The organism is Enterovibrio norvegicus (assembly GCF_002876705.1).
GTDB lineage: Bacteria > Pseudomonadota > Gammaproteobacteria > Enterobacterales > Vibrionaceae > Enterovibrio > Enterovibrio norvegicus_B.
Genome location: NZ_MDAG01000018.1, coordinates 55142 through 67565, shown reverse-complemented (window position 1 = coordinate 67565; position 12424 = coordinate 55142). Strand labels below are relative to the sequence as shown.

General features: G+C 49.9%; 10 protein-coding genes. 4 read left to right on the top strand and 6 right to left on the bottom strand.

Translation table 11 applies throughout. The features are described from left to right. Positions 1-50: 50 nt before the first annotated feature. From hslU to priA, 5 genes are all read right to left on the bottom strand, one after another. Complete coding sequence (gene hslU, locus BCT27_RS11760) at positions 51-1385, bottom strand: HslU--HslV peptidase ATPase subunit (protein ID WP_102395884.1); 1335 nt, start codon at positions 1383-1385, stop codon at positions 51-53. A 13-nt stretch (positions 1386-1398) separates the two neighbouring features. Continuing rightward, positions 1399-1923 carry an ATP-dependent protease subunit HslV gene (gene hslV, locus BCT27_RS11755; RefSeq protein ID WP_017009572.1) on the bottom strand — a complete coding sequence of 175 codons (525 nt, stop codon included), beginning with the start codon at positions 1921-1923 and terminating at the stop codon, positions 1399-1401. Between the two features lie 145 nt (positions 1924-2068). Continuing rightward, complete coding sequence (locus BCT27_RS11750; RefSeq protein WP_102317265.1) at positions 2069-2653, bottom strand: SPOR domain-containing protein; 585 nt, start codon at positions 2651-2653, stop codon at positions 2069-2071. Positions 2654-2733: 80 nt separating this feature from the next. Continuing rightward, positions 2734-3762, bottom strand: coding sequence for a DNA-binding transcriptional regulator CytR (gene cytR, locus BCT27_RS11745; RefSeq protein ID WP_258186739.1), 1029 nt, complete (start codon positions 3760-3762; stop codon positions 2734-2736). Between the two features lie 156 nt (positions 3763-3918). Further along, positions 3919-6114: a primosomal protein N' gene (gene priA / locus BCT27_RS11740; protein ID WP_102395883.1), complete on the bottom strand. Its 2196-nt coding sequence runs from the start codon at positions 6112-6114 to the stop codon at positions 3919-3921. Positions 6115-6378: 264 nt separating this feature from the next. Between priA and rpmE the strand changes: the two genes are divergently transcribed. Then, a complete protein-coding gene (rpmE, locus tag BCT27_RS11735) occupies positions 6379-6591 on the top strand; it encodes a 50S ribosomal protein L31 (RefSeq protein ID WP_017009576.1) in 213 nt (70 codons plus the stop codon). A 283-nt stretch (positions 6592-6874) separates the two neighbouring features. Further along, entirely contained in the window at positions 6875-8125 is a 1251-nt protein-coding gene (locus BCT27_RS11730) for a malic enzyme-like NAD(P)-binding protein (protein ID WP_102317263.1), read from the top strand. A gap of 115 nt (positions 8126-8240) precedes the next feature. Here BCT27_RS11730 and metJ read toward each other — a convergent pair whose 3' ends face one another. After that, positions 8241-8558, bottom strand: a complete 318-nt coding sequence (metJ, locus tag BCT27_RS11725) for a met regulon transcriptional regulator MetJ (protein WP_017009578.1) — start codon at positions 8556-8558, stop codon at positions 8241-8243. Positions 8559-8766: 208 nt separating this feature from the next. Here metJ and BCT27_RS11720 point away from each other — a divergent pair, with 208 nt between their 5' ends. Together BCT27_RS11720 and BCT27_RS11715 are read left to right on the top strand one after the other, a co-directional pair. Next, positions 8767-9930: an O-succinylhomoserine (thiol)-lyase gene (locus tag BCT27_RS11720; protein WP_102395882.1), complete on the top strand. Its 1164-nt coding sequence runs from the start codon at positions 8767-8769 to the stop codon at positions 9928-9930. Further along, complete coding sequence (locus BCT27_RS11715; protein ID WP_102395881.1) at positions 9930-12371, top strand: bifunctional aspartate kinase/homoserine dehydrogenase II; 2442 nt, start codon at positions 9930-9932, stop codon at positions 12369-12371. Before BCT27_RS11720 ends, BCT27_RS11715 begins: the two co-directional genes overlap by 1 nt. The last annotated feature ends 53 nt before the right edge of the window (positions 12372-12424 follow it).

Below are 12424 nucleotides of genomic sequence, written 5' to 3'. Positions count from 1 at the left end.
AGGCAGCGGAAGCTGCCTGTTTTTATCTTACTGTCTGATAATCCATAGGATTACAGAATGAAGCGGCTCAAATCTTCGTCGTCAACCAGCTCTTCTAGACAGTTACGCACGTATTCTGCGTTGATCTCAACAGAGTCGCCGCCACGTTCGCTCGCGTCGAAGGACACTTCATCAACCAAACGTTCCATCACAGTGTGTAGACGACGCGCACCAATGTTTTCAGTGCGTTCGTTCACGCGCCATGCTGCGTTCGCGATTTCTTCAATGCCGTCTGACGTGAAGGTCAGGTTCAACTGTTCTGTGCCCATCAGTGCAGAGTATTGCTCTGTCAAAGATGCATTTGGCTCAGTCAAAATGCGTTGGAAGTCCGACGCGGATAGTGCTTCCAGTTCAACGCGAATCGGCAGACGACCTTGCAGTTCTGGAATCAAATCCGATGGGCTTGCCACTTGGAAAGCACCTGATGCGATGAACAGGATGTGGTCGGTACGTACCATGCCGTGTTTGGTAGAAACTGTGCTGCCTTCAACCAATGGAAGCAGGTCACGCTGAACACCTTCACGCGATACATCTGGGCCTGAGCTTTCGCCGCGCTTACAGATTTTGTCGATTTCATCGATGAAGACGATGCCGTTGTTCTCAACCATGTGGATGGATTGGTCTTTCAATTCTTCTTGATTAACCAGCTTCGCAGCTTCTTCTTCCGTCACGGCTTTTAGTGCGTCTTTTAGCTTCATCTTGCGCTTTTTAGACGTGTTACCACCACCGAGGTTTTGGAACATGCCCTGCAATTGGTTAGTCATTTCTTCCATGCCTGGAGGGGCCATGATTTCCATGCTCATTTGCGGCGCAGCAACATCGATTTCGATTTCTTTGTCGTCTAGTTTGCCTTCACGGATTTTCTTACGGAAGCTTTGACGAGTGTTCGAATCGGCTTTTGGTTCCTCTGATTGTCCCCATGCATCGCGCGGTGGCGGCAGTAGGACATCCAGAATACGTTCTTCAGCCAGTTCTTCAGCGCGGAATTTCACTTTTTCCATCGCTTGCTGGTGGGTCATTTTTACCGCAACGTCAGTCAGGTCGCGGATAATGGTTTCCACTTCTTTACCGACATAGCCCACTTCGGTGAACTTGGTCGCTTCGACTTTGATGAACGGCGCGTTCGCCAGTTTTGCTAGGCGACGTGCGATCTCGGTTTTACCGACACCCGTTGGGCCGATCATCAGGATGTTCTTTGGTGTCACTTCTGCACGTAGATCTTCATCCAACTGCATGCGACGCCAGCGGTTACGAAGCGCAATCGCAACGGCACGTTTAGCTTTGGTTTGACCGATAATGTGACGGTCTAGTTCAGACACGATTTCGCGTGGGGTCATTTCAGACATGCTGGGATCCTGCTTAGTAATCAAGTTCTTCGATGGTGTGGTGCTGGTTGGTGAAGACACAGATGTCGCCAGCGATGGTCAGAGATTTCACTGCGATTTCGCGTGCATCGAGCTCAGTATTTTCAAGCAATGCAATGGCCGCAGCCTGTGCAAAGTTACCGCCTGAGCCGATGGCGATCATATCGTGTTCCGGCTGAACGACATCACCGTTACCGGTAATGATCAGAGATGCGGTTTCATCAGCAACACAAAGCAGTGCTTCTAGCTTGCGCAGTGCACGGTCAGAACGCCAATCTTTAGCGAGCTCAACCGCGGCTTTGGTCAAATGACCTTGGTGCATTTCCAGCTTACGCTCGAAACGTTCGAATAGGGTGAAGGCATCAGCGGTACCGCCAGCGAAACCCGCCAGTACTTTATTGTTGTATAGGCGGCGAACCTTGCGGGCATTGCCTTTCATTACGGTATTACCCAGTGACACTTGGCCGTCACCGGCGATCACAACTTTGCCGTTGCGGCGGACTGAAACAATCGTTGTCACGGAAGAACCTCTTCGTTTTGCTCTGGCTTATAGCCAGTATGGGTTGTTAACAACAGAGGTGGGGATGGAGAAAACTAAATTCAAGGGGAAAAGCAGGGATGAAACCCTGCTTTATAGGTTTTTTTCGCCGAAAAACGAGATTAAATCAGTTCCAGTACCAGATTGCGCAAGGTTCGATACCTGCGCGGCGCAACATGTTGCGGTCGCGTTCTGCTTCGCGCTTGAGCGGGTAAGGCCCTAACACCACGCGATACCAGATTCCTTTCTCGCCTTGGCTGGTTTTGACATGGCTTTCTAGACCTTGGAAAGCAATCATGGCTTTGCGCTCATCGGCTTGGCTTGAGCTTCGGTAAGCACCGCACTGCATGAGATACGGACGGCTTGAGATTTCTTGCTCGTTGGCCTCGACTTCCACTTCTTTGTTTTCTAACTCTTCAATGTATGACCATTTTTCTTTGGGCTGTGGTGGCAACGTTTCTTTTGCCTTTTGGCTTGAAGAGGTGCTTTTTGGCGCAGGCTTAGGTTTTTCAACCTTCTGCTCTGCAGGTGTGGTGTTTTCCGTTGGCGTGCTGGTGGCGAGGTGGAAAAGGCCATAACCGAATGCGCCCACGAGTAAAACAGCGATAATCGCCCACTTTAATGGGAAGGCCGCTTTTGGGGGGGCTTTCTTGGTATTTCTGGTCGGTTTACGCGGCGCTTTGCCACGTTTGACATAATCTCTGGTTGCCACTGATTTGCGTATCTTTTCTTCGAATGGATGCTATATGGTACTGGCTTGCTCGAAAGCGCGCCAGTACCGATAGACTGAGTTTAGCGTGATGGTGGTGCGACACTCTCACGAACAACCAGTTGTGCATCCAACAAACGTGAACCTGCTTGCACATCGTTGCCTTTGAGAATCTTCAACAACATCAACATGGCTTGACGACCAATGTCGTAACGCGGTTGTGATACCGTCGTCAGGGCAGGGTCGCAGTATTCCGCAAATTGAATGTCATCAAAGCCGACAATGGAGATGTCATGCGGGACGCGAAAACCGAGGCGCTTGGCTTGTTGCATTGCACCGATAGCCATGACGTCGGAGTGACAGAACACGGCCGTAGGTGGCACTGGCAAAGACAGTAAAGATGTCATCGCGCGTGCGCCAGCAGCAAAGCTGAAATCACCCGATACGGTATAGGCAGGGTTAATCGTGATGCCACCGCGACGGAGTGCTTGCTGATAACCTTGCACACGGAATTGCGTCAATGCCGCATCCTTCGAGCCTGTAATTTGCGCGATTTGCTTGTGACCCACTTGCGTTAAGTAGTTCACCGCTTCAAAAGCCGCAGTCAGGTTGTCGATGTGTACCGTTGGCAATTCAAGTTCTGGCGCGTATTCACAGGCCATTACGAGAGGTGGCAAGTTTTTCTGCTCTGGTTTACTGACGTCAAAAGGAAGGTCTGTGCCTAAAAGGAGCATACCGTCAGCTTGCTTCGTAAATACCAGGTTCACGAAAGAACTTTCGCGACTGTCTTGTTGACCACTGTCACCCAGCAACACGAGGTAGCCGTGTTCCATGGCTGCCTCTTCGATACCGCGAATGATTTCAGTAAAATAAGGATCACAAATGTCCGGGACGATAACCACGATGGTTTTCGACTCATTGCGTCGTAGGTTGCGCGCCAATGAATTTGGGCTGTAGCCAGCTTCCATCACAGCTTGTTCGACTTTCTTCCGTGTCGATGCCGACACCTTTTCAGGATTCATCAAGGCGCGTGATACCGTTGCCGTTGAAACGCCGGCCAGATGGGCAACATCCTTCATTGTCGCCATAGTGCTATTCCTCTTGCTTAATATATTTGGCAATGCTTCCCAGTTGGGACCTACAGCAATGAGACAAAACTTGTCTTGGTGCCTCTATCTTAATCTGATGGGGCTGTATTAAACATGGTCATGTTAACAGATATTACAAGAATAACGTGATGTCGGTCGGTTTAGTCGAATGAAAACCATTCAGCTCATATCTTGCGGTTCGATATCGAGCGACCAACGGACTTTTTTAGACAGAGGAAGCTGCCGAATAGCTTGAAGCGCAATGGAGAGACGTTGCTGCAACATCTTTCTGCTCGGTGCTTGGAATATCAGTTGCCAACGGTAGCGCCCTGCTCGGCGATGAAGCGGCGCTGGGGCTGGCCCCATCACGGCGCAACCGTCATCTTCCAATGGGCTGGCATCCAGCACGGTACGTGCTTGTTGCAGGAACTGTTCAACCATGTCGCTTTGGTGGGATTCGGCGCGGATCAACCCAAAGAAACTGAATGGCGGCAATTGTGCTTGATGGCGTTCTTGCAAAGCCGCCCGTGCGAAGCTGTCATAGCCTTTGTGAATCAAGGATTGCAGCAGTGCGTGTTCTGGGTGGTGCGTTTGCAACAAGACTAAACCGGGCTTGCTGGCACGACCTGCTCGACCTGCCACTTGCACAAAAAGCTGCGCCAATCTTTCTGGGGCACGAAAATCGTTGCTAAACAGGGCACTGTCTACATCCACCAATCCGACGAGCGTGACGTCAGGGAAGTGATGCCCTTTTGCCAACATCTGCGTGCCAATAAGGATTTGATATTCTTTATTGTGGATGGCGTTGAGGTATTCCTCTAACGCGCCTTTGCGTCGCGTGTTATCGCGGTCGATACGGATGGTTTTGTATTCAGGAAACAGGCTAGCCAATTGGGACTCAAGCTGTTCCGTGCCGACACCGACGCTGATTAATTGCGTTGAACCACAACTGCCACATTGGTGTGGAATGGGACGTTGTGTGCCGCAATGGTGGCAGCGGAGTTCACCGCTTTGCTGGTGCAGTGTGTAGTAAGCATCGCAGCGCTTACATTCAGCCAGCCAGCCACACTCATGACACATTAACGCAGGGGCATAACCTCGGCGGTTCAAAAACAACATCACCTGATTACCCACGGACAAATGCTTACGCATTTCCGCAATCATGGGTGCAGAGAGCCCTGACTCGAGATACAAACCACGGATATCTAACACGCCGTGTTTGGCTTTTACGGCGTTACCGGCACGAATCGATAAGATTAGATGATGGTATTTGCCCGTGGTGGCGTTGTGAAGGCTTTCCAGTGAGGGAGTGGCAGAGCCAAGAACCACGGGAATGTTTTCTTCATGGCCACGCATCACAGCCAGATCGCGGGCGTGATAGCGAAAACTGTCTTGCTGCTTATAAGAGGCATCGTGCTCTTCATCGACAATGATGATGCCGAGAGATTTGCACGGCGAGAAAAGCGCAGAGCGAGTGCCGATAATAATGGCGGCTTCGTTATCTCGGGCTGCGAGCCAAGCATTTAGGCGCTCGGTATCGTTTAAGCCTGAGTGCAGTACTTCAACGGGCACATTGAAGCGGCGTCTAAACCGGTTGATGGTTTGTGGCGTTAAACCAATCTCAGGCACAAGGATCAGGGCTTGTTGGCCTTTTGACAGAACAGGCTCAAGCAGGTTCAAGTACACCTCGGTTTTACCTGAACCTGTCACCCCTTCAATCAAATAGCAGCCAAACTCTGGGTTAGCATTGATGGTTGCCACCGCCATGGCTTGCTCATGGTTGAGGGTCGGCTTGTCTTCGACGACTGCATAACCCGGTGTCCACGGTTTCGCACGCACATTCTCTACGGGCGCAATCCAGCCTTTGTCTTCGACGGTTTTGATGACGGCAGCGGTTAATTCAGCCTCAAGCAGATCGCTGTGCGTCATCGCGCCGTTGCGGAGCTGTGTCAGTATCTTTGCTTGCTTCGGTGCTCGGCTCAGTGCATTCAAAGGCTGAATTTTTCCAGCGTCTGTTAATTGCCACACGCGTTCACGTTCTCGATGAGCGGGCTTTCCTTTTCTCAAATGGCCGGGCATTACCGTGCCAAGTGCATCACCGAGTGGGTACTGATAGTAGCGACTTGCCCAATTTAATAGCTTATATAAAGGAGAGGGCCATAAAGGCGCTGTATCTATGACGCTATTGATCGGTTTGATTTGTTCTAGCGGAAAATCTGACGTATCGGACAGCGCAACCACTATGCCCACTTTGAATTGCTTACCAAATGGCACGCGTACTCGCCCACCGATAACAGGCATGTCACTGCCAATTCGGTAATCAAACGTTTTGTGCAACGGCACAGGCAAGGCCACTTGGGCAATGATTGGGATCATGAGGTGTAAAGGCTGCGTATTAAGAAACTTGTCATCGGAACAGTGTACCTATGGGGAACAGGTGCGCAAAGGACGAAAGTATAATCTTTTTGAATCAAGGCGCTGAAGCAGTGTAATCCTTGGACTTGAAATGAATTGAACAAAAAAGTTGCGATCCTAGGTCTCCTTGATTAGAATTTCGCGCCTTACAATTTGTTTGTTAACGACGTGTGGTGCCCGATAGGCTCGGGAGAGCGACACGGCCTTATATTAGAGGTTATCCCTATGAAAGCTGGTATCCATCCAGAATACGCTGCAGTAACTGCAAAATGTTCATGCGGCAACACTTTTGAATTCAACACTACTCTAGGTAAAGATATCAACCTGGACGTATGTGACAAGTGCCACCCATTCTACACTGGTAAGCAACGTGTTGTTGACACTGGCGGCCGTGTTGATCGCTTCAACAAGCGTTTTGGCGCACTGTCTAGCAAGTAATATTGCAAAGACAACGAAAAAAGGGAGGTGCGAAAGCACCTCCCTTTTTTTATGCCATTTCAGCATGTAATACCCGTTACATAAATCACTATAGATACTAATTAATAATAACCGCGGAATAGGGTGGTTCTGAAATTCTCACTGCGTTAACATTTTACGATTACATTTAGGGTAGGGATGTTCTCGCCCTGAACTTGTTACGGATTGATCTCTTTGCTTGCGAGATCGTTAACGTGGCAAGTCTTTTAACCAATGACGATAAATACAATCAGGAAATAACAACATGTCTGAAGACAAACGCCAACAGGCTCTGGACTATCACGCCTATCCAGTGCCAGGTAAAATTTCGGTAGAACTTACCAAGCCAGCTGATACCGTGGAAGATCTGGCGTTGGCGTACAGCCCAGGTGTGGCTGAACCCGTACGTGAAATCGCACAAGACGCTGATAATGTTTATAAATACACAGCGAAAGGGAACATGGTTGCCGTGATTTCAAACGGTACCGCTATCCTTGGCCTCGGTAACTTGGGTCCACTTGCATCAAAACCTGTGATGGAAGGTAAAGCGTTACTGTTTAAACGCTTCGCGGGTTTGGATTCCATTGATATTGAAGTGAAGCACCGCACCATCGAAGAGTTTGTCGACACGGTCGCCAACATCTCTGACACCTTTGGTGGCATCAACCTTGAAGACATCAAAGCACCTGATTGTTTTGAAATCGAAAAGCAGTTGATCGAACGTTGCCACGTCCCTGTTTTCCATGATGACCAACACGGTACGGCGATTGTCACCGCGGCGGGCATGCTGAACGCACTAGAACTGCAAGGTAAAAACATCGAAGACGCGGTCGTCGTTTGTTTAGGTGCAGGCGCAGCGGCTGTTGCGTGTATGGAGCTGTTGATCAAATGTGGTGCTCAGCGTGAAAAGATTTACATGCTGGACCGTAAAGGCGTTATTCACACGCGTCGTGATGACATCAACGAATACAAGCAACTGTTTGCGAACAACACTGACAAGCGCACGCTTGAAGATGTGATTGAAGGTGCGGACATTTTCTTGGGTGTGTCTGGCCCTGACTTGCTGCCACCGGAAGCGTTGAAGCTGATGGCTGAGAAGCCAATCGTGTTTGCGTGTTCAAACCCGGATCCAGAAATCAAACCTGAGCTTGCACACCAAGTGCGTGATGATTTGATCATGGGCACTGGCCGTTCGGATTACCCGAACCAAGTGAACAACGTACTTTGTTTCCCGTTCATTTTCCGCGGCGCACTGGATGTACGTGCAAGCCGCATCAATGACGAAATGAAGTTAGCGGCAGTTGAAGCCATTCGTTCTCTAGCGAAAGAGCCTGTGCCAGCAGAAGTGTTGAAGGCTGCGGGTGTTGATGCGTTGAGTTTTGGTATTGATTACATCATTCCTAAGCCGATGGACCCACGTTTGTTGCCTCGCGTCGCGAAAGCTGTTGCGGTAGCTGCGGTGGAATCTGGTGTGTCACGCATTGAGATGCCAGAAAACTACATGGAAGATAAATAAGCGGTTACCAACGAATAATTCTTCCGTAGTACTCTGAAAGGAAAATAGTACTGTTTTCTTTTAAATAAAAAAAACCAGCCAATCGGCTGGTTTTTTTGTCATTCTGCTAACGAAATTAATATTCTTCTTCGTTAAACTCGATACCCAGTTCTTTCATAATGCGCTTTGCTTCCGCAGGCACGCTATCGCCTTTGTCCTTGCGAATATCATCATCCGTGGGCAGTGGCTGACCGGTATAAGCATGTAAAAATGCTTCACACAGCAGTTCACTGTTGGTGGCGTGGCGCAAATTGTTCACCTGACGACGAGTACGCTCATCAGTCAGAATTTTTAACACTTTCAGCGGGATAGAGACGGTGATCTTCTTTACTTGTTCTTTCTTTTTACCGTGCTCGGCGTAAGGGTTAATATATTCGCCATTCCAGTCTGCCATCGTTCACCTTCATAAGCAGTTCAATTCTCAAATCGCAGTCAACGCCGGAAGCAATCGCCCAGGTTGGATGAACATAAATTTTAGCGATATTAACCGCTACATGTAAAGACATATAGACGTCTAGAAGTATTGACGTCTTGCTCTTGAATGTTTAAGGTTGATCATAATTCAAACATATTCCGCACGCATTTTTTACAGGGAAGCACCTATGAGCGACAAGAAGTCAGCCACCATCGCCGTCCGCACTGGTATCACCACAGATTCACAATACCAGTCAGTGGTTCCTCCTATTTATCTCTCAACCAATTACGAATTCCCAGAGTTTGGCGAAGTGCCAACCTACGACTATGCACGTGGCGGTAACCCAACACGAAACCTGCTAGAGACTGCACTTTGTGATTTAGAAAATGGCGCGGGAGCGGTGGTAACGAACTGCGGCATGTCTGCCATTAACTTGGTGCTTTCTTTATTAGGGCCTGACGATTTGATTGTTGCACCGCACGACTGCTATGGCGGCACTTACCGTCTGTTTGATTCTCGTGCGAGAAAAGGGGCATTCAAGATTGAGTTTGTTGATCAGTCTGATGATGCAGCTTTGGCGTCAGCGCTTGCGAAGAACCCAAAATTGGTGTGGATTGAAACGCCATCGAACCCACTGTTACGCGTGGTCGATGTGCAAGCGATTTGCCAGCAAGCGCATGCAGTGGGTGCGTGGGTCGGCGTGGATAACACCTTTCTGTCTCCGGTGCTGCAAAAGCCGCTTAATCTAGGTGCAGACCTTGTTGTTCACTCCACCACGAAATTCATCAACGGCCACTCTGATACCGTTGGTGGTGTTGTGGTTGCCAAAGATCAGAATTTGGTGGACGAACTGAAATGGTGGGGTAACTGTATCGGCGCAACGGGTAATGCATTCGATAGCTACATGACGTTGCGTGGGTTACGTACCTTGAGCGCGAGAATGCGCCAGCATGAAGAAAACAGTGCAGAGGTGCTGGCCTTCTTACAAGGCGAGCCTTTGGTACGCATTATCTACCATCCATCGCTGCCAGAGCACCCAGGCCATGAGATTGCGAAGAAACAACAATCAGGTTTTGGTGGAATGTTGAGCTTTGAGCTCGAAGGAAACGAAAGTGAGCTGAAACTTTTCCTTCGCTCCCTTAAGCTATTCACGTTGGCAGAATCACTCGGCGGTGTGGAGAGTCTCGTGACTCACCCAGGTTCGATGACGCACAGAGCCATGTCTGATGAAGCGCAGGCGGAAGCGGGTATTGCCGCAACGCTATTGCGTTTATCCATCGGTCTAGAGGATCATAACGACTTGGTCGCTGACCTGAAACATGCATTCGACACAGTGAGAGAGAGTCAGTAATGAGCGCGGTTGAAGTAGTACCCCCACAGCATTCGCTGTCCCGCCAGTTACACAAATTTGGTGGCAGTAGCCTTGCCGACCCTGAGTGTTTTCGTCGCGTGGCTCGTATCCTCGAGCAATACAGTGGCGAAGATGACTTGGTCGTGGTTTCTGCTGCCGGTAAAACCACCAATCGTCTTATCGAATGGTTAGGCCTTCTTGAGAAAGATGGCCGTCTTGCTCATGAAAGCCTGCAAAGCTTACGCAAATATCAGCAGGATTTGATTGAGAACCTGATTGAAGGTGATGCCAAGCAAGCCTTGGTCGATGCGCTTTATGATGATTTCAGCGTATTGGCACAAGCGGCTGAAGCGCGTTTAACCGAGGCGCAGCGCGCATGGGCGCAAGGGTTTGGTGAAGTATGGTCTTCACGCCTTTTACCTGCGCTGCTTACCCAAATGGGCATGCCCTCTGTCAGCATGGATTCGCGTTCGTTTCTACGTGCAGAACGCGCTGCACAACCTGAAGTGGATCGTGCAAGCTCTTGGCCATTGCTCAAAGAACAGCTGGTGCAGCACAATCATCATCGTGTTGTGATCACCGGTTTCATGGCACAAAACCGTGCGGGTGAAACGGTGTTACTTGGGCGCAATGGTTCTGATTACTCTGCAACCTTGATTGGTGCGTTGGCGGATGTAAACCGCGTGACGATTTGGAGCGATGTTGCCGGTGTTTATAGCGCCGACCCTCGCGTTGTAACTGATGCTTGCTTACTGCCTTTGCTTCGCCTTGATGAAGCGGCAGAGTTGGCGCGCCTCGCTGCGCCTGTGATGCACACACGAACGCTACAACCTGTCGCACAAAGCTGTATCGACTTAAACCTTCGTTGCAGCTACGAACCGGAATCTGGCTCTACGCGTATTGAACGCGTATTGGCATCAGGCCGTGGCGCGAAAATCATCACATCTCTTGATGATGTGTGCTTGTTGCAATTGGACGTACCGCGTTCGCACGATTTTGATATCGCCCGTTTAGATTTAGAACGCTTACTGACACGCAATCAATTACAACCGCTTGCGACATCTGCCAGTGAAGATCAGCACCGCATTCAACTCGCTTACACCTCTGAGGTGGTCAATAGCGTGTTGGAACAGCTACAAAACGCCGGTATTCCTGCTGAAATTCGTTTGCGTGAAGGTTTCAGTTTGGTTGCTGCTGTGGGTGCGGGTGTCACAGGAAACCCAGTACATTGCCACGGTTTCTACCAGCAGCTTCGTGAGCAGCCAATAGAGTTTATCTGTGAGTCTAACAATGGGCTCAGCATCGCGGCATTGTTGCGTAAAGCGAACACGGGCGCGTTGGTTGCAGGCATTCACCGTGCCCTGTTTCAAGCGCAGCGCCGTATCGGTCTCGTGCTGCTAGGTAAAGGTAACATTGGCAGTCGCTGGTTGAGCCTGTTTGCCGAGCAAAAATCGGCATTGGAAAAGCGTCATGGCATGAACTTCGAGCTGATTTCTGTTCTTGACAGTGGCAGTCAATGGATTGATTTCAAGGGGATCGATCCAGCGTGTGTGATGGATGCATTCAGCGAACATTCAGAGGCGTATCAAGACAACGATTGGATATCTCGACTGCTCAATCACCCGTATGACGATGTCGTTGTATTGGATGTCACGGCAAGTGCGCCGTTGTCTAAACAATACCCTGAGTTGGCAGAGCACGGCTTCCACCTCGTGTCTGCGAATAAAGTGGCGGGTTCAGCCAGTGGTGCTGAGTACAACAAGGTGCAAGATGCGTTTGCGAAAACGGGTCGCCATTGGTTGTATAACGCAACGGTAGGGGCAGGTCTTCCTGTTAACCACACCGTTCGAGACCTTCGCGAGAGTGGCGACAAAATCATCGCCTTGTCGGGTATTTTCTCTGGCACCTTGTCTTGGCTGTTCCAGCAATACAACGGTGACGTGGCATTCAGTGACCTGCTTGAGCAAGCGTGGCAGCAGGGATTAACGGAGCCTGATCCTCGTGAAGACCTCAGCGGCGCAGATGTAATGCGTAAGCTGGTGATTTTGGCACGAGAGTCGGGGTTGACGATTGAGCCGGAACACGTGCGCGTGCAATCATTGGTGCCTGACGCATTAATGGATTTGTCGCTCGATGCCTTTCTTGATCAAAGCGACGCATTGGACAGCACGCTGTCAGAGTGGCTAGAAGAAGCGAAGAAAGAAAAAGGTGTCCTACGTTATGTTGCGCGCTTTGCGCGTGATGGAAAGGCGCGTGTTGGCTTAGAGGTGGTCTCTGATGAACATCCTCTGGCGAATTTGCTGCCGTGTGACAATATCTTCGCGATTGAGAGCCAATGGTACCGAGAGAATCCTTTGGTGATCCGAGGCCCTGGCGCTGGACGAGACGTTACCGCGGGTGCACTGCTATCAGATTTGAACCGAATCGCGTCTTTGCTTTAGCGGGCTTTAAACTTGTTATAGAACAAGGTTTAAATGGCGATTAGGACTGAGGA